We start from the raw sequence: 20,588 nt of genomic DNA, 5'->3' as shown, positions 1-20,588 counted from the left end.
TGTCCGTCTATGAAGTGATCAAGCAGCTGCCAGACATCGAAACCGTCCGCGATCGGTCAAAGGCGTTGGCGATGTTGGACGCCATCATCAGCCCCGAGTGGGAGTACCGGTACTACTCGTTCGACTCGCGGTGGTCTCCGACCGAGGAGATGGCCTCGATGCGAGACGGCGCCGGCAACGACTACGCCATCGCCTTCTCGGCGGCTGGGGCTTACGCCCAGGCGTCTGATCACGAATCGCCGATGAGCGCCTACCGCGTGACGCCGCCGGCTCCGTGGCCTGGACTCTTCGAATCGGTCCCGGCGGTCTTCCGCTCGTACGTGGAGGAACCTGCTTTCGCCGACCACAACGGACTGCCACGAGCGACGGCTTGCTTGTGGCGCGAGCACATCGATTCCGAATGGAAATGCGGCAATGTCGATGTCCCGAACGAGGACATGGAGGACGCCGACGGCGCCGAGTGGCTGTTTGGGCTCTTGCTCGAAGGGACGGCCGAGGCATACCAAGGCTTTATCGAGGAGGTCTATGAGCTGGACCTGGACATTGAGGCCGTCCGCCACGTCCTTGCCCTGCAACCACTCACACAGAGCGTCATCTCGTCGTTGAATCCGGATGTGACCCTGTCCGACATCGCAGAGGACGTTGAGCAGATCGGCTATCCGGCACTGCCCGGCTCGAAGGGCACGCCGGCTGAGTAGGGTCAGAGGCATCATGTGATCGTTTTCGGGCTGGCCGCCCGTGATCGACTCGACTGTTGCAAGCGATCCCTCCCTCGGTGCCCTCCGAGTCGGGAGGTACCGCTGGTGACTGCGCGCCCTCGTGCAGCCACCGTTCCGTTCGGCCTCGCGCTCCTGGCGGAGCAAGTGCGTGCGACGGCCGTAGGACCGTCGTACGCGACAACTTGCTCCGCCAGGAGCGGGTTGCCCGGGTAAGGATGACTTACCCCACAACTTGCTCCGCCTGCGGCATTGGTCAGGTCACCCCCGACGGCCTGTCCATCGAGGTGCCCCTGGATGCCGTGGTGGCGTTGCAGTCGTCCCACTCGTTGCACGCCTGGTCAGGCCGGTACGGGTAGCGGTGTCGGGACGGTTGGACTCGTTGCGGGGAAGAGACCCGTCCCCGCTCTGAGCTGGGCGGGGACGGGTGGTACGGGTGGTGGAGGGTCAGCGGCCGGTCCCGGCGGACTGCTCGGCTGGTTCAGGGCAGTAGCGGCTCCAGGCGTCGAGGAAACTGTTTCGGGTGAAGCCCTTGCGCTGGGTGTCGCGGTCGAAGCGAATGTTCGCCGAGCTGACGCCGTAGTCCTTGAGCAGGAGCTGCAGGCCCCGTGCGCTCAGCCCGGTGGGTCCGCATTCGGCCCACGGAGCCTCGCTGTCGGCTTTCAGAGCGGTCAGGATGTGCTCGGTGGACAGGGCGTCCGGGTTGCCGCCGGCGGCGAAGACTCGCCGGATGTCGACCAGGATCCTCGACTTCAGGCCGCCGTCTTCGTCCTGTCCAGACTCGTGCGCGGTCATGGCTCGGCAGGCGGCACGGGCGCGGACGGACCACTCGCCTCCGGCGAGGTCGGCGACGGTCATCAAGGGCTCCCAGGTGTCTGCGGCCCGGTCTTCGACGGGCATGGGAGGCTCCAGCTCGGCTGCCATGTCGACCAGGGGTGCCAGCCACGCGTGCAAGCGGTCGCGCAGCCTGTGCAGGGCCGGGGTGTCCCGCTCGGAGCGGAACGAGGCGACGCGCTCGCCCGGTGCACGGCGGCGCATACGGATGACCACCGACCGGTCCATGATCGTGTCTGGGAGATCTCCGATCCCGGCGAGGGCCGCCATGGCGAAGGTGGGGAACTTCATCACCTTGTGGTCTGGGCCGGACACCCGCAGCGTGGGCCGGTTGCGCTGGTGACCTGCGTTCAGCAGGCCGCGCAGGTCCTCGTTCTTCTCGGCCACCTTGACGCTGCCGAACAGGGTGTCAGCCTCGTCCACCAGCAGGGTCGGTGGCTTGCTGGTGATCGACCGGAAGATGGCTGCCGAGGACGCGTTGACCGTGATGAGCGGATCGTGGCAGGTCTCGGTGATCACATCGAGCAGCCGCGACTTTCCACACCGCTTGGCCGGACCGATGACCGCCAGGCGCGGAGCGTGCTGCCACGCGGGCTGCAGGTGGCTGGCGGCCACCCACAAGGTCACCGCGTCAAGGGCATGCTCGGACGGCAGGATGACGAACCGAGCGATGGCTGACCGAAGTTCGGTCAGCAGGTCCGCGCCCGGCGTGACCGGGGTGACCGGGCCGTCGGTGTCGCCGGTCACCCCATCAAGGGCAACCCGGTCATCTGACTGGGTCACCCGCTCGTCGGGCTCAGCCTCGACCGTCGGCCGGTCATTCTGTCCACAGGCTGTGGGCAGGGTGAGGCCAGTGCCCGGACTGATGACCGGGTCACTGACCGGTTGGTCGGCGGTCACGTCGGTCACCCCGGTCAGCCCGGCGGAGTTCCGGTCAGCGTCGCCGGTCAGTCCGACGTTCTGACCGGTCGCCGGGCGGTACTGACCGGGCTGACCGGGGATCGCGGTGGCGGGCCAGCTCGACTTCGGGCTTCCCGGTATGGGCTGCGGAGAAGTAGAGTCCATGGTGAAGCTCCTCGCTGAGGCGCACGACCTGCAAATCGCGCGCCACCGGTTCGAATGGTTTGCCTGATCTGGGGACTTCGCCTGGCCCTCGGTGTTGGTAGCACCGGGGGCCGTCGCATGCCTGACCGCATCTGCGACGCGGTGCGCATCAACGCGCAGGCAGACAAGCCGCGTTGCGGCCTCATCGACCTGCGGGCGACCGCGACGTTACGACCGCCTCTGCGGAAGATCCACCGTTCAGCCGGGCAGTCCGCCCACGGCAGACAGCCGCATGCGCCGCATGCCCACGACGCCGTCATGCCACGTCGCCGATACCGCCCTCGACCGGCAGGCCGATGCCCAGCAGGCGAAGCAGATCGGCGGTGATGACGCGGTACTTCTTGCCCAGCCGCAGGACTCGACAGGGGTAGGCATCCCGACGCGCCAGCTCGTAGCCCTTGCTACGGCCAAGGCCGATCGCCCGGTTCGCGGTGTCCAGGTCAATGGCAGCCGGCAGCGCGAGCAGCTCAGCCCGGCTCATGCCCACGGTCTCCTGGCTCGCGGTTTCGGTTCGCACAGCTGTCTCCATTCATCGGCACGCCCGGCGGGTCGCCGGATCGAGGAACAGAATGCGCGGACATAAAGTGTCGATATGACACAAGATGGAATGGAAGAGTGGGCGGCCCGGATCACGAAAGCCGTGATCGCCGAGGTCCGCAGGGCCAGGAAGGAGCTGGGAATGACCGCGCAGGACCTCGCGGACGCCTGCGAGAGCCTGGGCCACCCCATCCCCCGCAACGTCATTGCGAACTGGGAGTCAGGACGGCGGCTGACCCTGACCGTTCCCGAGCTCCTCGTACTCGCCAAGGCCGTCGAGACGCCCCCTGCCGCGTTGGTCTTCCCCCTTGGCGGACGTAGCAGTGTGGAGCACCTCCCCTCCGAGCGTTCGGACCCGTGGACGGCCTTCAGGTGGTTCGTCGGCGAGGACGTGGATCACGCGACTGGGGACGCAGCCCTGTTCCGCACGTACGCCAGGAGAGAGGAAGGCCTCCGAACCAGCCACCACGAGGCCTGGCAGCTCCAGTTCCTCCCTGGACGAGAGGTCTGGCCGCCCGGATCTGACGCGAAGGTCGACCTGCTGGTCCAAGCCGTCCGCTCGGAGCTCCTGCCGGTCCGAGCCCGACTGCGCGAGTGGGGCCTGACCCCTCCCCCGCTTCCGAGCCACCTCGTGTTCCTCGACGAGGAAGACAACCCCACCAACGACGCATAGGAAGGACCGCCTTGAAGGGCTCCACCTACCACCGCTGCTACTGCCGCGACACCGACACAGGCAAGCCTCTCGGCAAGTCGTGCCCCAAGCTCTCCAGCCGCAAGCACGGCTCCTACGCGATACGCCAGGAGCTGCCCAACCGCCCGGACGGCTCGCGCCGAGCCTTCAACCGCTCCGGCTACCAGTCGCTCAAGGCCGCCCAGGGCGATCTCGACCAGGTCCGCGCGCTGCTGCACATCCCGGACTCGGACGACCTCGAGGGCCTCGCACAGATAGCCGAGCTGCTGGAGAAGGTCGCGGACGAGAAGGCTCCGCTGCCCGACGTCGAGGAGACCCGGCGCCGGCTCTCCTCCGGGCAGGACCTCCAGAATCGGCTCACCGTCGGCGAGTGGCTCGACCTCTGGCTCGCCGGGAAGCGCGGCCGGGCCACCGCGATCAGCCGGGACGAAAGCAGCATCCGGCGCCACATCAAGCCGCGGATCGGCAACATCCGCCTCGACCGACTCCGGGTCACGCACCTGGAGGAGATGTTCGCGGCCATCGACGAGGCGAACGTCGAGATCGCCGAGGCCAACGCCCAGCGGCAGGCGGCGATTGATGACCTCTCCCGCATCCCATGGAAGGGCCGGGAGTTCCGCGCCCGGCGCAAGGCGCTCAAGGCCGCCATCGCCGACATGAAGCCCTTCCGGCGGCCCGTCAGCGCCTCCAGTCGCCAGCGGATCCGCTCTACCCTCCGTGCTGCCCTCAACGCAGCAATCAGGCGGCAGATCATCACCTTCAACCCGGCCTCGCACGTCGAGCTGGAGGCCGGCAAGCGGCCCAAGCCGCTCGTCTGGACCGAGGAGCGAATCGAGCACTGGGAGCTCACCGGCGAGAAGCCGTCCCCGGTGATGGTCTGGACACCGGAGCAGACCGGCGCCTTCCTCGACCATGCCACCACCGACCGCCTCTACGCGCTGTTCCACCTGGTCACCTTCCGAGGACTCCGGCGCGGCGAAGCATGCGGCCAGCGGTGGGCCGACACCAACCTGAAGTCCGAACTTCTCACCGTGGCTAAGCAGTTGGTCGTGGACGGCTGGGAGGTCTACGAGGACGACCCGAAGACCGATGCCGGGGCCCGCACAATCGCGCTGGACTCCGACACGGTGGCCGTCCTGAAGGAGCACCGCCTCCAGCAGCACGCCGACCGCGAGAGGTGGGGCACCGCCTGGGTCGAGACCGGCCGCGTCTTCACCAAGGAGAACGGCGAGTGGCTACACCCCATGGCCGTCACCGACCGGTTTCGCGAGCTGTACGAGGAGATCGACCTCCCGCCGATCCGCCTACATGACCTCCGACACGGCGCGGCGAGCCTCGCTCACGCAGCGGGAGCGGACCTGCACTCGATCAAGGAGATGCTCGGCCACTCCTCGATCGGCATCACCTCGGACACCTACACGACCCTGCTTCCGCAGGTCGACCGGGCCATCGCCGAGGCAGCTGCCCGCCTCGTCCCGAGGGCCATCAAGCCGCGCAAGGACGCCCAGTCCACCGCCGCATCAGCCCCGACTACGGCGTCCGCTCACGCATCGCTCACGCAAACGGCCCCGGACGAGTCGTCCGAGGCCGGTAGTGAAGCCCCCAGACGGCCAAAGCTGCAGCTCATCCGGGGCGGCGCGCAGAGCCCCCTGTCGGGTTCGAACCGACGACCCCCGCTTTACAAGAGCGGTGCTCTGGCCAGCTGAGCTAAGGAGGCACGGTGACCGTCCGCGAAGGATCACGGCGGCACCGGGGGCAGTCTACCGGGCCGGGGTGGCGGGGTGGGGGGATATCCGGGGGTTGACGGGGCGGGCGGGAACGGGGAAGGGACGGGGTGGGCACGGGATGGAGCGTGGGGCGGGGCGCGGGGCGGGCGTGATGGAACCGATGCCGAAATCGGGACGGGGAGGGGCTGACAAGCGACGGAAGCGCAGGTAGCGTCGCCGGGAGTCGGTTCGATTAGTGGTTCAGACCACTGACGGACCGACGAAGACGAACGAACCCCCCTTTACTCGGATCGTCCGGCACGTTCCTGCCGGTGAAGGAGAGAACGACCATGGCTTCTGTCACGTACGACCAGGCGACCCGCATCTACCCGGGGGCCACCAAGCCCTCGGTGGACGCGCTGGACCTGGAGATCGCGGACGGCGAGTTCCTCGTGCTGGTCGGCCCGTCGGGCTGCGGCAAGTCGACCAGCCTGCGCATGCTGGCCGGTCTGGAGGACGTCAACAGCGGTGCGATCCGGATCGGTGACCGGGACGTCACCCACCTGCCGCCGAAGGACCGGGACATCGCCATGGTGTTCCAGAACTACGCGCTCTACCCGCACATGACCGTCGCCGAGAACATGGGCTTCGCGCTCAAGATCGCCGGCGTGAACAAGGCGGACATCCGCACCAAGGTCGAGGAGGCGGCGAAGATCCTCGACCTCACCGACTTCCTGGACCGCAAGCCGAAGGCGCTCTCCGGCGGTCAGCGCCAGCGCGTCGCGATGGGCCGCGCGATCGTCCGCCAGCCGCAGGTCTTCCTGATGGACGAGCCGCTGTCGAACCTGGACGCCAAGCTCCGCGTCTCGACCCGTACCCAGATCGCCGGCCTCCAGCGCCGCCTGGGCATCACCACCGTGTACGTCACCCACGACCAGACCGAGGCGCTCACCATGGGCGACCGGGTCGCGGTGCTCAAGGACGGTCTGCTGCAGCAGGTCGACACCCCGCGCAACATGTACGACAAGCCCGCCAACCTGTTCGTGGCCGGCTTCATCGGCTCGCCGGCCATGAACCTGGTCGAGGTGCCGCTGGTCGACGGCGGCGTGAAGTTCGGCGGCTCGGTGGTCAACATCTCGCGCGAGAACCTGGCCGGGGCCGGCGCCGACAAGACGGTGATCGTCGGCATCCGCCCGGAGCACTTCCAGATCGTCGACGCCGGCGGCATCGAGGGCGTCGCGGTGACGGTGAACGTGGTCGAGGAGCTCGGCTCGGACGGCTTCGTCTACGGCACCACCCAGATCGGCGGCGTGGACAAGGAGTTGGTCGTCCGGGTGCCCGGCCGCCAGATCCCGACCCGCGGCGAGACCATCCACGTGGTGCCGATCGCCCAGGAGACCCACGTCTTCGCCACCAGCAGCGGCGTGCGCCTGAGCGTCTGCGACTGAGCACCCGCTGCCTGAGGCAGCCGGCACGCGCGACGGAGCCCGTCGGACCCCTTCCGGTCCGGCGGGCTCCGTCCGTACACCCCCGCGTCACACCCCCGCGTCAACCCGGCGCGAGGACGAACCCGGACACCTGTCACTCGATGGTGTAACGGAGGGCGATCCGGCCCGCACCCACCGCTACTCTCCTGAGGGTGAAGCAGCTTGTACGCCGTATCGGCCAGACCGTCGCCCTGACCCTGCCGGTCGTCCTGGTGACCACCGGCACCCTCGCCGTGACCCGGGTCCCGTGGGCCCCACCGACCGGGCTCGACCAGCAGGTCGTGGCGGCGTCCAGCGGCGACGGCGCCGGGATCGGGCGCTCCGCCACCGCCGCCGGCAAGACGGACGGGCTCGCCCCGCAGGACTCGCTGCGGGTGGCGCTGCTGGACGAACTGCGCGCCAAGAACCCGTCGGCCGCGCTGGACCTGCTCGAGCGCTCGATGCGCGAGCAGCCCTCGCTGACGCCGTACTGCACCTCGCTGGCCACCGAGTTGGGCAAGGCCGCGGTGCGCAAGTACCAGGGCGACGTCCAGCGAGCCCGTTCCTTCGCCCGCCCGGTCTGTGACGGCTCCTTCGCGGCCGGCGTCGCCGGCTGACAGCCACCGGCTGACAGCCACCGGCCGGCAGTCATGGGCTGCCGGCCGTCGGCTGACAGCGATCGGCTCGCAGCGACCGCCCGATCGCCCGATCGCCGTCGGACCACAGTCTCTGACCCACGGACGGCGTCAACCCCCGCCCGGCGTCCTATTGTTCAGGCATGACCGCTGACTCCGGCCCCACCGCCGACCCCGCATCCCCGGCGCCCCACCAGCCCCGGCCGACCACGACGCCCGTCACCCAGGCCGTGATCCTGGCCGGCGGCCAGGGCTCCAGGCTGCGCCCCTACACGGACGACCGCCCCAAGCCGCTGGTCGAGATCCCGGGGACGGGCATCCCGATCCTCGGCCACCAGCTGGCCTGGCTGGCCGCCGAGGGCGTCACCGACGTCGTGGTGTCCTGCGGCCACCTCGCCGACGTGCTGGAGGAGTGGCTCGACCGTGCGGACCTGCCGCTGCGGGTCCGCACGGTGGTCGAGGCCGAGCCGCTGGGACGCGGCGGCGGCCTGAAGCTCGCGGCGAAGGCGCTGCCGCGCCCGGACGAGCCCTGGTACGCCACCAACGGCGACATCTGGACCCGCTTCAGCCTGCGCGACATGGCCGCCTTCCACCACGAGCGGGACGCCGTCGCGACGCTCGCGCTGGCCCGGCCGCGGATCCCGTGGGGCGCCGTGGAGACCGACCAGTTCGGCAACGTGCTGGACTTCATCGAGGCCCCGCCCTCGCCCTTCCTGATCAACGCCGGCCTGTACGTCTTCAGCCCGGAGTTCGCCGAGCTGCTGCCGGACGTGGGCGACCACGAGCGCACCACCTTCCCCCAGCTCGCCCGCGGCAAGCGGCTCGCCGGCTACCAGCTGGCGCTGGGCGTGTACTGGCGCGCCATCGACACCGCGAAGGACCTCACCGAGGCCGCCAAGGAGCTCGCCGCCTACCGCGACAGCGCCCAGTGACGAAGGCGGAGGGCGAGACGGAGGGCGAGGCGGAGGGGGAGGCAACAGCGCTACGGCCGGGCGCTCCCCCACGGAGCACCCGGCCGTAGCGCGTCCGGCGGCCTCAGGTGGCCGTCGGCGTCCCCGGACGGGAGGACTGCCCACCGGACGGGTCTGTCAGCGGACCGCTGCCCAGCACCGGCCCGCTGCCCAGCACCCCGCCGAGCAGTCCGGAGCCGTTGCTCGGGCTGGGCTTGGGCGCCGTGCCCGAGCCTCCGGGGGCCGGGGGCCGCTGGGCCGGTGCGGAGCCGGACCCGGCGGACGGGGCGGACGGCGCCGAGGAGGAGCCGCCGCTCTCGGCCCTGCCGGAGTGCTTGCCGCTGGGCGAGGCACCCGCCGACTTGGCGGGGGCCGTGGCGGGCGTGGTGGCGCTCGGCGTCGGGGTGGCCGGGTGCGTGGCAGCGGGCGGGGGCGTGGTGGACGTGCCCTGTCCGCCCGGGGCGCCGGACGGGCTGCCCGACGGCCAGACCGGGGTGCCGTAGTCGGTGGCCGGACGGCCCGGTGCCTGGTGCGGCCGGGCCCCGGTGCGGACGGCCGCGCCCAGCATCGAGCCGAGCACCAGGGTCAGGCCGACCACGACGGTGGTGACCACCGCGCCCCGGCGCAGCACCCGGCGGCGCAGGGCGCCCGGTGCGCCGGGGCCGATCCGGCGCCACGCCTCCAGGTTGAGCCGCCCGTCGAGCGAGGCGAAGGGCGCCCCGGCGATCAGCAGCGGGCTCCAGGCCGCGAGGAAGATCAGGTCGGGGGTGTCGTAGACCGGCACGGCCCGCCAGCTGACGGTGAACAGCAGCGCGGCGGAGAGCAGCATCGCCGCTCCGGCCGCGAGCCGCTGCCAGAGGCCGAGGACGGTGAGCACGCCGACCACGATCTCGGTGAACGACACCACCAGGCCGGAGCCGACGGGGTGCGCCATCGCGAAGGCGAGCAGCGGCTCGGCGACCTTCCACGGGTGCAGCGAGGAGAGCCAGCGCACCATCGAGCCGCGCTCGCCACCGTCGAAGTAGACCGGGTCGCAGAGCTTGCTGAACCCGGCGTAGACGGAGAGCGAGCCGAGCACGGCGCGCAGCGGGAGCAGCACCAGGCCCAGGTCGACCCGGCGGCCGGGGTACCAGGGCTGCCTGCCCCCGGCGTCGGCGGCGCAGACCTCGGGCAGTTCGCCGCTGGGCGTCCAGCCGTGCGGCTCGCCGACCGGGCCGACTCCCGCGTCGGTGGCGGTGCCGGTACCCTCGCGCGACTGGCGGGGGACGGTCCGGGCGCCGGCGTAGGCCGGGAGCACCTGGGTGTCCTCGTCGAGGTCGATGCCCGCCGGGGAGCCGTTGGTCCGCACCGCCTCCAGCAGCCGGGTGGCCGCGAGGTCCCCGGGGGCCGCCTGGCCGGTCCAGGTGACGGCGGTGACCCGGCCCTTGCGGCGGGGTGCGCCGCCGCCGGCCCCGGCCAGCGCCGGGACGGCGGAGGCGGGTACGACGACCTGCGGGGTGACCAGCGGACGGCGGATCAGGCCCTGACTGGCGTACGGGTCGCCGAACGCGGCGCCGGTGGACAGCAGTCCGGCCGGGGCCTCGATCAGCGGCGCCACCGGGGCGCCGAACCGGAGCTTGAAGCTCGCCTGGGTGCTGCTGAGGCGCGCGGGGTCCGACGGCACCTTGACGGTGTCGAGCCCTGGGCCCGCGTCTATCCCGGTGCTGCCGCCGCCGAACAGGGGGCGCCGAGGTGTTCTGGTGTCCACGTCCACGCCCGTCTAACCGGGTGACGGCCGCTTAGGACACTCTCCCGGGTGGATGTCCGGCGCATACTTGAAGTGATCATGAGAAAAGCGATCGGACCTGGTCGGGCCCGATCGCTTTCCACTCGGATCACGGGGAATTCGGAAGATCCCCTGCGGGCGGGACGCCCGCCGTGCTCAGCGCTTGGCGCGCAGCCGCGCGGCCTCGTAGAGCACGATGCCCGCCGCGACACCGGCGTTCAGCGACTCGGTCAGACCGCTCATCGGGATCCGCACCCGCATGTCGCAGGTCTCCGAGACCAGCCGGGACAGGCCCTTGCCCTCGCTGCCCGCGACGATCACCACGGGGCCGGTCAGCAGCTCCAGGTCGCCCAGCTCGGCCTCGCCGTCGGCGGCCAGGCCGACCACCATCAGGCCGGCCTTCTGGTAGGCCTCCAGGGTCCGGGTCAGGTTGGTGGCGCGGGCGACGGGCAGTCGGGCCGCGGCACCGGAGGAGGTCTTCCAGGCACCGGCGGTCATGCCGGCCGCGCGGCGCTCGGGGATGACCACGCCGTGCGCGCCGAACGCGGCGGCGGAGCGGACCACGGCGCCCAGGTTGCGCGAGTCGGTGACTCCGTCCAGGGCGATGATCAGCGCGTCCTGGCCGGCGTCGGCGGCGTCGGCCAGGAGGTCCTCGGGGTGGGCGTACTCGTACGGCGGGACCTGAAGCACCAGGCCCTGGTGGTTCATCCCGCCGGTCATCTGGTCCAGCTGGGGCCGCGGGGCCTCCATCAGCGGGATGCCGCGCTCGTTGGCGGCCTGGAAGGCGTCGCGGACACGGTCGTCGGTGTCGATGAACTGCTGGACGTACAGCGCGTTGGCCGGGACGTCGCCCTGCAGCGCCTCGACCACCGAGTTGCGGCCGAAGACCAGCTCGGCGCTGCCCGCGCCACCGCGACCGCCGCGACCGCCGGCGCCGGCCCGGCGCATGCCGGCCCGGGCCTTGGCGTCCCGCTCGCGCTTGAGCGCGGCGTTGGCGGCCCGCTGCTTGGGGTGGCCCTTGCGCGCCTCACCGGGCGGGGTCGGGCCCTTGCCCTCCAGTGCCCTCCGGCTGTGCCCGCCGGTACCGACAGACGCGCCCTTCTTCGATCCGGGGTTGCGGCGGTTCCTGCGCTGGCTGTTGCCGGCCATGGCTGTACTTCCTGTCTGTCCGGCATGCCCGGACGCCCCGCTCGGTGCGGCGGCGGCCGACGGCATGCGCTACGTCATGCGGGAGGGCCGCACCGGTCCGGTACGGCCCACCCATCACCCCGATCGTCAGATGGGGTTACTGGCTGTTGATCGTCCAGCGCGGGCCGGACGGGGTGTCCTCGATCACCAGCCCGGCCAGGCCGAGCTGGTCGCGGATGGCGTCCGCGGTGGCGAAGTCCTTGCGCTGGCGCGCCGCCTGCCGCTGGTCCAGGACCAGGCGGACGAGCGAGTCGACCACACCGTGGAGGTCCTCACCGCGCTCCGTCCCGGTCCACTGCGGGTCGAGCGGGTCGAGGCCCAGTACACCGAGCATCGCACGGACCTCGGCCAGTCGCGCCACCACGCTCTCCTTGTCGTCCGCGTTCAGGGCGCTGTTGCCCTGGCGGACGGCGGTGTGCACGACGGCCAGCGCCTGCGGAACGCCGAGGTCGTCGTCCATCGCCTCGGCGAAGGCCGGGGGCACCTCGGGCGCCGCGTCGACCGTGCCGCAGCGCTCGACGGCCCGCTGGATGAAGCCCTCGATCCGGCCGAACCCGGCCTCGGCCTCGCGCAGCGCGTCCTCGCTGTACTCGATCATCGAGCGGTAGTGCGCGGCGCCCAGGTAGTAGCGGAGCACGATCGGCCGCCAGCGCTGGACCATCTCGGAGACCAGCACCGAGTTACCGAGCGACTTGCTCATCTTCTCGCCGGCCATGGTGACCCAGGCGTTGTGCACCCAGAAGGCGGCGAAGTCGTCGCCGTAGGCCTTGGACTGGGCGATCTCGTTCTCGTGGTGCGGGAAGATCAGGTCCAGCCCGCCGCCGTGGATGTCGAAGGCCGCGCCCAGGTACTTGTGGGCCATCGCCGAGCACTCCAGGTGCCAGCCCGGACGGCCGCGGCCCCACGGGGTGTCCCAGCTCGGCTCGCCCGGCTTGGCGGACTTCCACATCGCGAAGTCGCGCTGGTCGCGCTTGCCGGTCTCGCCCTCGCCCTCGGGCTGGCGCAGGTCGGCCAGCTTCTGGTTGGAGAGCGCGAGGTAGTCGGGGTACGACTTCACGTCGAAGTAGACGTTGCCGTCGGCCGCGTAGGCGTGGCCCTTGGCGATCAGCCCCTGCATCATCTCGATCATCTCGGGGATGTGCCCGGTGGCCCGCGGCTCGACGGTCGGCGGCAGGCAGCCGAGCGCGCTGTAACCGTCGTTGAAGGCGCGCTCGTTCTCGTAGGCGATCTGCCACCACGGCGTGCCGAGCTCGCGCTCCTTGGCGATCACCTTGTCGTCGATGTCGGTGACGTTGCGGGCGAAGGTCACCTGGTAGCCGCGGTAGGCGAACCACCGCTGCATGATGTCGAAGTTGAGGCCGGACCGGATGTGCCCGATGTGTGGCGCCGACTGGACGGTAGCGCCGCACAGGTAGATCGAGACACAACCCGGTACAAGCGGGACGAAGTCGCGTACCTGGCGGGTGCTGGTGTCGTACAGACGAATGCTCACAGCGTCAAGCGTAGTGGGCAGCGGGGGGTGCCCCGCGACATTACCGGGGAACGGCAGGGCATTCCCCGGGAACGGCAGGGTGCGGTCCCGGGGAAACGCCGGACGTCCGCGCCGGTCAGATGCTGCCGACCACCTTGCGCGGCGAGAGCCGGACGACCACCCGGACGTCCTCCGGACCGTCCCAGGTGTACTCGTCCACGCCGCGGTACTTGGCGGCCAGCTCGTTGATCAGCTCCCGGCCGCCCTCCGTGGTCATCGTGACCGAACCGCGCGCCTCCAGGTACTCGTACGGGCTGTCCGCCGGGTTGATCAGGATCGAGACGCGCGGGTCCTTCACCAGGTTGAGGTGCTTGCGGCGGCCCTGGACGGTGGAGAACAGGATGTCGTCGCCGTCCCGCTTGACCCAGACCACCGAGGACTGGGGGCTGCCGTCGGGCTGGATCGTGGAGACCACGGCGAAGCTCTTGTCGTCGAGCAGTTCCCTGGCCTTGTCGGAGAGTTGCGCACTCATCGGGTTCCCTCTTCTCATCGGCGACGGTACGAGCCCGGCAGGACGACGGCGCGGGCCCGGTCCGAACACTATCGATCCCAGCCCCCGCGACGACCAGTGAACACCCGTCAGCGCCGGGTTATTCCAGGACCGTTGAGCGCACGGGCTCAACGCCGCTCGTACACCACCGCGGTGGCGATCGCGGCCAGCCCCTCGGCCCGACCGGTCAGGCCCAGGCCGTCGGTGGTGGTGCCGGAGACCGAGACCGGCGCCCCGGCCGCCCCGGACAGCGCGGCCTGCGCCTCGGCCCGCCGCTTGCCGATCTTCGGCCGGACGCCGATCACCTGGACCGCGATGTTGCCGATCTCGAAGCCCGCCTCGCGCACCAGTCGGGCCGCCTCGCCGAGCAGCTTCACCCCGGAGGCGCCGGCCCACTCCGGGCGGTCGGTGCCGAAGTGGGCGCCCAGGTCGCCGATCCCGGCGGCCGAGAACAGCGCGTCGCAGGAGGCGTGGGCGGCGACGTCGGCGTCCGAGTGCCCGGCGAGCCCGAACTCGGCGTCCGGCCACTCCAGTCCGGCCACCCAGAGCGGGCGCCCGGCCTCGAAGGCGTGCACATCGGTGCCGATCCCCACCCGGGGGATCAGGGGCTCAGTAGGCATCGGCGGCCCTCCGGCGGGCGAGTACGGCCTCGGCGAGCACGAGGTCCAACGGACGGGTGACCTTGAACGCCTCCTCGTGGCCGGGCACCACGACGACCGTGCCGCCGTAGCGCTCCACGAGTCCGGCGTCGTCGGTGACGGGCGGGGCGTCGGCGCCGCCCGCGGCCTCCTCGGCCAGCGCCTTGGCGTGGACCTCCACCAGGGTGGCCCGGTCGAAGCCCTGCGGCGTCTGCACCGCGCGCAGGGTGGCCCGCTCGGGCGTGTCGACGACCGGCTCGGGGTTTCCCGGGTTGGGCTCGACCCGCTTCACGGTGTCGGCCAGCGGCACCGCGGGCACCACCGCCCCGGCCCCGGACCGGACGGCGGCCGCGACGGCGTCCACCACCTCGACCGGGACGAGCGGGCGGGCCGCGTCGTGCACCAGGACGATCCCGACCTCCTCGGGGATCGCGGCCAGGCCCAGCCGGACCGACTCCTGGCGGGTCGCGCCGCCGGCCACCACCCGGACGTCCTTGCCGTCCAGCCCGTGGCTGTCCAGCAGGGCGACCACCTCGGCCACCCCGTCGGCGGGCGCGGCGACCACGACCAGGCCGACCGCCCGGCTGCGGGCGAGGGCCCGTACGGCGTGCACCAGGAGCGGCACGCCACCCAGTTCCCGCAGGGCCTTCGGGGCGCCGGGCCCGAGCCGCTCACCGCGTCCGGCGGCGGGCACCACTGCTGCTGCGACTGCTCCTGAGGCGTTCAGGTTTCACTCCTTCGGCGAAGTGGGTATGGCCTTGGCGTGCCCGGCGGGCGCGGGGGCCCCTTCCGAAGAACCACTGGTCCACTGCCCGCCGCACAGCTGCGCAGAAACGGTCTTGCAGGCCTGGGCCGGCTCGGGTGGGGGGCGTCGTCCGGACACGCCTCAGCGCCCGGAGTGCCACTGCACCACTCCTGGACGGTCCGTCCTGGGAGCGGCGCGCCGGCACCGGGCGCTGTGGGCGATGGGCGGCAGCCCGACCGCACTACGAGGCGAGGACCTCGTCGAGCAGCGTCTCCGCCTTGTCCTCGTTGGTGTTCTCCGCCAGCGCGAGTTCGCTGACGAGGATCTGGCGCGCCTTCGCGAGCATCCGCTTCTCGCCGGCCGAGAGGCCGCGCTCGCGCTCACGACGCCAGAGGTCGCGCACGACCTCGGCGACCTTGATGACGTCGCCCGAGGCGAGCTTCTCCAGGTTCGCCTTGTAGCGACGGGACCAGTTGGTCGGTTCTTCGGTGTACGGTGCCCGCAGCACCTCGAAGACCCGGTCCAGACCCTCCTGGCCGACCACATCGCGCACGCCGACGAACTCCGCGTTCTCGGCGGGCACGCGGAGCGTCAGGTCTCCCTGCTGCACCTTGAGCACCAGGTAGGTCTTGTCCACACCTTTGATCTGGCGAATTTCGATGGCCTCGATCAGCGCGGCCCCGTGATGGGGGTAGACCACCGTGTCGCCAACCTTGAACGTCATGTGACAGGACCCCTTCCGTGGCTTTCCAGAATAACACGCCTTGCGGCGCACCCGAAGGGCGTTTTCGCAGGTCAGGGCCGGTCTCGGGGCTTGACAACCACCCCCATGACGTGCTGCGACCGGTGTTCGAGAGGGGCTTCCCGCAGGTCGGAGGCGGTTCCGGCGTCGAGCGAAACCCTTGCGCAACACCCCCGCAACCATGATTGGATCTTGAGCTTTCACCCCGTTTTCGGCCGTGATCCGATCGTTATTCGATCTTGGTCGAAGCTTGTCCTTCCGGTGACCCGTTCATGCCAGCGGTACGGCCGGACGGCCCCCGCAGGGCCCCGGGAGTGCGACACGGGGACCACCCCGTGAGGAGCGCATAAGTGAGGTCGATAATCTGAACCTGACCTGTCGACACGTGACCTAGGAGTAGCCGCCGCCGTGAGCCGCAGCCTTCGACGCGGCAGCATCGCCGCCATCGCCGCCATCGCCATCGCCTCGCTGTCCTCCTGCGCGGCCAGCACCACGCCGGACACCCTGCAGATCAAGCCGGACAACGCCGCGGCGACCCTGGGGACGAACCTTCGACTGAACAACATCGTGCTCGTCACCGGGGCCGGCACCTCGGGTGACTACACGGGCCCCGCCAACGTGGTCGTGAACATCTCCAACACGGCCAGCACCCCGGCGGAGCTTCAGTCGATCACCGTCGGCAACGCCGCCGCCACCTTCGCGGACGCCGCGGGCGCCCCGCAGTCCAGCATCGTCGTGCCGGCCGGCGGCTCGGTGATCCTCGGCGGCCAGGGCAACCCGTCCGCCACCGTCAGCTCGGCCTCCGTCCACATCGGCGGCTTCGCCACCACCACCTTCGCGTTCAAGGACGGCCAGAAGGTCGACGCCCAGGCGGCCGTGAGCCCGGACGCGGCGCTGTACACGGGCTACGGCCCGACCCCGTCCCCGGCGGCCACGCCCACCCGCGCCGCCTCCCCGGGCGCGACCGCCCCGGCCACGCCGTCCGCCGGTGCCACCGTCCCGGGCGCGCCGGTCACCCCGTCGGCCCCGGCCACCGCGTCGGCGGGCGCCACCGCCCCGGGCGCTCCGGTCGTCCCGGTCTCCGGCGCCACCGCGACGGCGACCGCTCCGGCCGCCCACTGACGCGGTCGCGGTAACGCGAAGACCCCCGTCGGCGACTGCCGACGGGGGTCTTCCGTGTCTTCCCCGGCCCGCGGTTTACGGCTCGAACTTGTAGCCCAGGCCACGGACGGTGACCAGGTAGCGCGGCGCGCCCGGGTCGGGCTCGATCTTCGCCCGCAGGCGCTTCACGTGGACGTCCAGGGTCTTGGTGTCGCCGACGTAGTCCGCGCCCCAGACCCGGTCGATCAGCTGCATGCGGGTCAGCACCCGGCCCGCGTTGCGCAGCAGCATCTCCAGCAGGTCGAACTCCTTGAGCGGCAGCTCGACCTTGGCGCCGTCCACGGTCACCACGTGCCGGTCCACGTCCATCCGGACCGGGCCCGCCTCCAGGGCGCCCGGGCCGCCGCCGTTCTCGCCCGCGCCGCCGTCCTCGCCGCGCCGGCGCAGCACCGCGCGGATCCGGGCGACCAGCTCGCGGGTGGAGTACGGCTTGGTGACGTAGTCGTCAGCGCCTATCTCCAGCCCGACGACCTTGTCGATCTCGCTGTCCTTGGCGGTCACCATGATCACCGGGACGTTGGAGCGCACCCGGAGCTGGCGGCAGACCTCGGTGCCCGGCAGGCCCGGCAGCATCAGGTCGAGCAGGACCAGGTCGGCGCCGTTGCGTTCGAACTGCTCCAGGGCGTCGGGGCCGGTCGCGGCGACGGCCACCTCGAAGCCCTCCTTGCGGAGCATGTACGAGAGGGCGTCGCTGAACGACTCCTCGTCCTCGACCACCAGTACTCGGGTCACGATCAGGCCTCCGGGGCAAGCTGGGTTGTCTTTGTCAGGGGTACTTGCCGCTCCCCGGCGGGGAGCGAACGGGCCGTACGGTCGGTGCGGTCCGTGGTGAGGGTCGGGGGTGCCGCGGCGGGCCCGGCGTTGTCGGCACCGGGCGCGTCGCGGGGTTCGCGGGATTCGAGGGATTCGCTGAGTCCGCGGTCGTCGGACTCGTCGGCGGCTGGGTCGTCCGACTCGAAGTCGTCGGACTCGAAGTCGTCGAGCTCGTCGTCACCGGGCGCCTGGCCGGCGGGCAGGCGCACGGTGAAGGTCGAACCCTGCCCCTCGACGCTCCAGACCGAGACGGTGCCGCCGTGCGAGGCCGCGACGTGCTTGACGATGGACAGGCCGAGGCCGGTGCCGCCGGTCTGCCGGGAGCGGGCCGGGTCGACCCTGTAGAAGCGTTCGAAGACCCGTTCGCGGTCCTTCTCGGAGATGCCGATGCCCTGGTCGGTGACCGAGATCTCGATCAGCTCGCCGTCCGCCTCGCCGAGCGCCGCGGCGCTGGAGATCCGGCGGGTGGCGATGGCCACCCGGGTGCGGGGCGGGCTGTAGTTGACGGCGTTCTCCACCAGGTTGCCGAGCGCCGCGGCGAGCTGGCCGCGGTTGCCGTGCAGGTAGAGCCCGGCGATGCCGCCGGCCGCGATCAGGATCTGCTTGGCGGCGGCCTGCTGGCGGCAGCGGTCGATCGCCTCGGCGATCAGCTCGTCCACCGCGACCGGCTCCGGGTCGACCATCAGCCGGTCGTCCTGGACCCGGGAGAGGTCGATGATCTCCTGCACCAGGCTGGCCAGGCGGGTCGCCTCGACCTGCATCCGGCCGGCGAAGCGCTGCACCGCCTCCGGGTCGTCGGCCGCGTCGGCGACCGCCTCGGAGAGCAGCGACAGGGCTCCGACCGGGGTCTTGAGCTCGTGGCTGACGTTGGCCACGAAGTCCCGGCGGACGGCCTCCACCCGGCGGCGCTCGGTCTGGTCCTCGACCAGCACCAGCACCAGCCGGGAGCCCAGTGGGGCGACCCGGACGGAGACCGCGAGCGGTTCGGCCGCGCGCGCCGCGCCGGGGCGGGGCACCTCCAGTTCCACCTGCCGGATCTCCCCGTCCCGGCGGGTGGCCCGGGCCAGCGCGAGCATCTGGTCCACGGCGACCGCACCGCCGCGCACCAGGCCCATCGCGTACGCCGCCGAACTGGCCTTGACCACCTCGTCGCCCTCGCCCAGCACGATCGCGCAGGAGCGGAGCACGGAGAGTACGGTGTCGACCCCCGGCGGCAGCGGGGGCTCCGGGGTGCCGGTGCCCAGCGCCTGGTACCGGCCGTACTGCTTGCCGCTGGTGTACCTGCCCCTGGCCTGCTCGCGCTCGCTCCAGCGGAAGGCGATGGAGGCGGTGAGGCCGACGCCGAGCCCGGCTATGGCGCAGGCAGCGGCAGCGGCCACGTTCACGTCCATGTGGCCAGCGTAAGCGCACGGCCAGGCCACTCCCCAAGGGCTGGATCAAGGCATCGACCACGCGTTGCCGAGAATTCACCTCCACGTGGCTGCCGATTCACCGTAGCGGCCGTGCGTCGTCGCCCGAACGGCACAGAGTTGGCCATGCAGCCCGTGTGGGAGAGATCGGTGCGCCGAACGGCGGCCGAGGTCTCGGGTGTGCGCGTACCATTCGCGCCACCAGCAGCGGTCGCCCCGACGCCGGAACGATGGTCGGACGGGCTGACCGGTCGGCACCGCCACCGACACAGCTACTGAGGAGAGAACATGCGCGACGCGTACCACGAGGAACTCGATGCGATCGGCGACAGCCTGGTCGAGATGGCCCGGCTGGTCGGCTCGGCCCTGGGCCGGGCCACCACCGCCCTCCTCGACGCGGACCTGGCGCTGGCGGAGGGCGTGATCGCCGCCGACGAGAAGATCAACGATCTCCACCACGAGCTGGAGAACCGGGCCATCGACCTGCTGGCCCGTCAGCAGCCCGTCGCCACCGACCTGCGCATCGTGGTCACCTCGCTGCGGATGAGCGCCGACCTGGAGCGCTGCGGCGACCTCGCCCGGCACGTCGCCAAGGTCGCGCGGATGCGCTACCCCGAGTCGGCGGTGCCCGCCGACCTGCAGTCCACCGTCCTGGAGATGGGCCAGCTCGCCCAGCGCCTGGTGGCCAAGGCGGGCCTGGTGATCGCCACCAAGGACGTCGACAAGGCCCTGGAGATGGAGCAGGACGACGACCGGATCGACGCCCTGCACCGCGAGCTGCTGTCGCACCTGATCGACGAGCGCTGGCACCACGGCATCGAGACCGCCGTCGACATCACCCTGGTCGGCCGCTACTACGAGCGCTTCGCGGACCACGCCGTGTCGGTCGCCAAGCGCGTGGTGTACCTGGTGACCGGCGAGCACGTGGCCGAGTTCGTGGCCGCCACCGAGGCGGCCGAGGCCGCCGGGGTGGAGTGACCGCCGCTCACCCCCCGGGGGCTGAGTAAACCTGTGGCGAGGGTGGTGTGGACGCACGGTCCTCCGTACGTCCCACCACTGCGCGCCCGTTGACGCTCCCGCCGAACGGCGGCTTCACTCAGGGGTGGGGCACCGCGGTGTGCCCGTCACTAGGAGGGAAGAGCTCGATGAAGGCCAACCCGATCCGACCGGCAACCGCCCACGACACCGTCGAGCCGCCCGCCCCGAAGCTGTTGCCCGTCCTCGCGGCCGGCTGCGGCTGCGGTCCGGGCTGCGGCTGCGGCTGCCAGTCCGGCGCGCCCTGCCAGTGCGGCGGCGCGGACGGCGGCTGCTGCGGCGGTCACTGAGGAACTCCACCGCCACTGAACCACGGGGCGGGCCCGGGGGGGGGGGCGCGGGGCCCCCGGCGCGGGGGGGGGGGGGGGGGGGGGGGCGGGCTAGCACGGGGTGGGGGTGTTTGAAGGGGTGTCCGGGGGGGGGCTGGTGCCT

General features: G+C 71.4%; 19 protein-coding genes, 1 tRNA gene and 1 pseudogene. 9 read left to right on the top strand and 12 right to left on the bottom strand.

The genetic code is table 11. The features are described from left to right. Nucleotides 1–14: 14 nt before the first annotated feature. Nucleotides 15–698 carry a hypothetical protein gene (locus ACH4J0_RS31175; protein ID WP_396244105.1) on the top strand — a complete coding sequence of 228 codons (684 nt, stop codon included), beginning with the start codon at nt 15–17 and terminating at the stop codon, nt 696–698. Nucleotides 699–1,163: 465 nt separating this feature from the next. Here the strand turns inward: ACH4J0_RS31175 and ACH4J0_RS31170 are convergent, their stop codons facing one another. Then, nucleotides 1,164–2,615: a DUF3631 domain-containing protein gene (locus ACH4J0_RS31170; RefSeq protein WP_396244104.1), complete on the bottom strand. Its 1,452-nt coding sequence runs from the start codon at nt 2,613–2,615 to the stop codon at nt 1,164–1,166. Between the two features lie 295 nt (nt 2,616–2,910). Next, complete coding sequence (locus ACH4J0_RS31165) at nt 2,911–3,135, bottom strand: hypothetical protein (protein WP_396244142.1); 225 nt, start codon at nt 3,133–3,135, stop codon at nt 2,911–2,913. A 126-nt stretch (nt 3,136–3,261) separates the two neighbouring features. Here ACH4J0_RS31165 and ACH4J0_RS31160 point away from each other — a divergent pair, with 126 nt between their 5' ends. Together ACH4J0_RS31160 and ACH4J0_RS31155 are read left to right on the top strand one after the other, a co-directional pair. Continuing rightward, nucleotides 3,262–3,864, top strand: coding sequence for a helix-turn-helix domain-containing protein (locus ACH4J0_RS31160; RefSeq protein WP_396244102.1), 603 nt, complete (start codon nt 3,262–3,264; stop codon nt 3,862–3,864). Between the two features lie 11 nt (nt 3,865–3,875). Beyond that, a pseudogene (locus ACH4J0_RS31155) lies at nt 3,876–5,366 on the top strand (tyrosine-type recombinase/integrase); the annotation flags it as partial. A 159-nt stretch (nt 5,367–5,525) separates the two neighbouring features. Here ACH4J0_RS31155 and ACH4J0_RS31150 read toward each other — a convergent pair. Then, nucleotides 5,526–5,599: transfer RNA gene (locus tag ACH4J0_RS31150), tRNA-Thr, on the bottom strand. A 339-nt stretch (nt 5,600–5,938) separates the two neighbouring features. Between ACH4J0_RS31150 and ACH4J0_RS31145 the strand changes: the two genes are divergently transcribed. The 3 genes from ACH4J0_RS31145 to ACH4J0_RS31135 all read left to right on the top strand — a co-directional run bounded on the left by ACH4J0_RS31145 (nt 5,939) and on the right by ACH4J0_RS31135 (nt 8,621). Continuing rightward, on the top strand, nt 5,939–7,036 hold the full coding sequence (locus ACH4J0_RS31145; RefSeq protein ID WP_396244101.1) for an ABC transporter ATP-binding protein: 1,098 nt from the start codon (nt 5,939–5,941) through the stop codon (nt 7,034–7,036). 191 nt (nt 7,037–7,227) lie between these two features. Then, the gene (locus ACH4J0_RS31140) at nt 7,228–7,671 is read left to right on the top strand and encodes a hypothetical protein (protein WP_396244100.1); all 444 of its coding nucleotides are present in this window, start codon (nt 7,228–7,230) and stop codon (nt 7,669–7,671) included. A gap of 161 nt (nt 7,672–7,832) precedes the next feature. Then, complete coding sequence (locus ACH4J0_RS31135; RefSeq protein WP_396244099.1) at nt 7,833–8,621, top strand: NDP-sugar synthase; 789 nt, start codon at nt 7,833–7,835, stop codon at nt 8,619–8,621. A 103-nt stretch (nt 8,622–8,724) separates the two neighbouring features. Here ACH4J0_RS31135 and ACH4J0_RS31130 read toward each other — a convergent pair whose 3' ends face one another. The 7 genes from ACH4J0_RS31130 to ACH4J0_RS31100 form a co-directional block, all read right to left on the bottom strand. After that, nucleotides 8,725–10,392 carry a DoxX family membrane protein gene (locus ACH4J0_RS31130; protein ID WP_396244097.1) on the bottom strand — a complete coding sequence of 556 codons (1,668 nt, stop codon included), beginning with the start codon at nt 10,390–10,392 and terminating at the stop codon, nt 8,725–8,727. Between the two features lie 168 nt (nt 10,393–10,560). Next, nucleotides 10,561–11,553: a 23S rRNA (guanosine(2251)-2'-O)-methyltransferase RlmB gene (gene rlmB, locus ACH4J0_RS31125; RefSeq protein ID WP_396244096.1), complete on the bottom strand. Its 993-nt coding sequence runs from the start codon at nt 11,551–11,553 to the stop codon at nt 10,561–10,563. A 136-nt stretch (nt 11,554–11,689) separates the two neighbouring features. After that, entirely contained in the window at nt 11,690–13,084 is a 1,395-nt protein-coding gene (cysS, locus tag ACH4J0_RS31120; RefSeq protein ID WP_396244095.1) for a cysteine--tRNA ligase, read from the bottom strand. 115 nt (nt 13,085–13,199) lie between these two features. Continuing rightward, entirely contained in the window at nt 13,200–13,595 is a 396-nt protein-coding gene (locus tag ACH4J0_RS31115) for a PPOX class F420-dependent oxidoreductase (protein ID WP_396244093.1), read from the bottom strand. Between the two features lie 146 nt (nt 13,596–13,741). Further along, nucleotides 13,742–14,233 (bottom strand): 2-C-methyl-D-erythritol 2,4-cyclodiphosphate synthase, encoded by a 492-nt coding sequence (gene ispF, locus ACH4J0_RS31110; RefSeq protein ID WP_396244091.1) that lies wholly within the window; start codon nt 14,231–14,233, stop codon nt 13,742–13,744. After that, complete coding sequence (gene ispD, locus ACH4J0_RS31105) at nt 14,223–14,978, bottom strand: 2-C-methyl-D-erythritol 4-phosphate cytidylyltransferase (RefSeq protein ID WP_396244140.1); 756 nt, start codon at nt 14,976–14,978, stop codon at nt 14,223–14,225. The genes ispF and ispD overlap by 11 nt, the downstream gene beginning before the upstream one ends. A gap of 259 nt (nt 14,979–15,237) precedes the next feature. Then, on the bottom strand, nt 15,238–15,720 hold the full coding sequence (locus ACH4J0_RS31100; RefSeq protein ID WP_030244332.1) for a CarD family transcriptional regulator: 483 nt from the start codon (nt 15,718–15,720) through the stop codon (nt 15,238–15,240). A gap of 426 nt (nt 15,721–16,146) precedes the next feature. On the opposite strand from ACH4J0_RS31100, the gene ACH4J0_RS31095 reads away from it, so the two are divergent. Then, a complete protein-coding gene (locus ACH4J0_RS31095; RefSeq protein WP_396244090.1) occupies nt 16,147–16,860 on the top strand; it encodes a DUF461 domain-containing protein in 714 nt (237 codons plus the stop codon). Nucleotides 16,861–16,935: 75 nt separating this feature from the next. Here ACH4J0_RS31095 and ACH4J0_RS31090 read toward each other — a convergent pair whose 3' ends face one another. Both ACH4J0_RS31090 and ACH4J0_RS31085 read right to left on the bottom strand, forming a co-directional pair. After that, nucleotides 16,936–17,631: a response regulator transcription factor gene (locus ACH4J0_RS31090; protein ID WP_033347005.1), complete on the bottom strand. Its 696-nt coding sequence runs from the start codon at nt 17,629–17,631 to the stop codon at nt 16,936–16,938. A gap of 2 nt (nt 17,632–17,633) precedes the next feature. Then, nucleotides 17,634–19,103 (bottom strand): sensor histidine kinase, encoded by a 1,470-nt coding sequence (locus ACH4J0_RS31085; protein WP_396244089.1) that lies wholly within the window; start codon nt 19,101–19,103, stop codon nt 17,634–17,636. A 306-nt stretch (nt 19,104–19,409) separates the two neighbouring features. Between ACH4J0_RS31085 and phoU the strand changes: the two genes are divergently transcribed. Further along, a complete protein-coding gene (gene phoU, locus ACH4J0_RS31080) occupies nt 19,410–20,099 on the top strand; it encodes a phosphate signaling complex protein PhoU (RefSeq protein WP_396244087.1) in 690 nt (229 codons plus the stop codon). A 167-nt stretch (nt 20,100–20,266) separates the two neighbouring features. Continuing rightward, nucleotides 20,267–20,446, top strand: coding sequence for a hypothetical protein (locus ACH4J0_RS31075; RefSeq protein WP_396244086.1), 180 nt, complete (start codon nt 20,267–20,269; stop codon nt 20,444–20,446). The last annotated feature ends 142 nt before the right edge of the window (nt 20,447–20,588 follow it).

This window comes from Kitasatospora sp. NPDC017646 (assembly GCF_044329365.1).
Taxonomy (GTDB): Bacteria; Actinomycetota; Actinomycetes; order Streptomycetales; family Streptomycetaceae; genus Kitasatospora.
The sequence above is the reverse complement of the archived record's forward strand: the minus strand, read 5'-3'. Positions and strand labels throughout refer to the sequence as shown.

Coding starts and splice junctions, on each gene's coding strand:
- ACH4J0_RS31170 (WP_396244104.1), bottom strand. CDS start 2,615: ATGGACTCTACTTCTCCGCAGCCCATACCGGGAAGCCCGAAGTCGAGC.
- ACH4J0_RS31165 (WP_396244142.1), bottom strand. CDS start 3,135: ATGAGCCGGGCTGAGCTGCTCGCGCTGCCGGCTGCCATTGACCTGGAC.
- ACH4J0_RS31160 (WP_396244102.1), top strand. CDS start 3,262: ATGGAAGAGTGGGCGGCCCGGATCACGAAAGCCGTGATCGCCGAGGTC.
- ACH4J0_RS31145 (WP_396244101.1), top strand. CDS start 5,939: ATGGCTTCTGTCACGTACGACCAGGCGACCCGCATCTACCCGGGGGCC.
- ACH4J0_RS31135 (WP_396244099.1), top strand. CDS start 7,833: ATGACCGCTGACTCCGGCCCCACCGCCGACCCCGCATCCCCGGCGCCC.
- rlmB (WP_396244096.1), bottom strand. CDS start 11,553: ATGGCCGGCAACAGCCAGCGCAGGAACCGCCGCAACCCCGGATCGAAG.
- ACH4J0_RS31115 (WP_396244093.1), bottom strand. CDS start 13,595: ATGAGTGCGCAACTCTCCGACAAGGCCAGGGAACTGCTCGACGACAAG.
- ispF (WP_396244091.1), bottom strand. CDS start 14,233: ATGCCTACTGAGCCCCTGATCCCCCGGGTGGGGATCGGCACCGATGTG.
- ACH4J0_RS31100 (WP_030244332.1), bottom strand. CDS start 15,720: ATGACGTTCAAGGTTGGCGACACGGTGGTCTACCCCCATCACGGGGCC.
- ACH4J0_RS31085 (WP_396244089.1), bottom strand. CDS start 19,103: ATGGACGTGAACGTGGCCGCTGCCGCTGCCTGCGCCATAGCCGGGCTC.
- phoU (WP_396244087.1), top strand. CDS start 19,410: ATGCGCGACGCGTACCACGAGGAACTCGATGCGATCGGCGACAGCCTG.
- ACH4J0_RS31075 (WP_396244086.1), top strand. CDS start 20,267: ATGAAGGCCAACCCGATCCGACCGGCAACCGCCCACGACACCGTCGAG.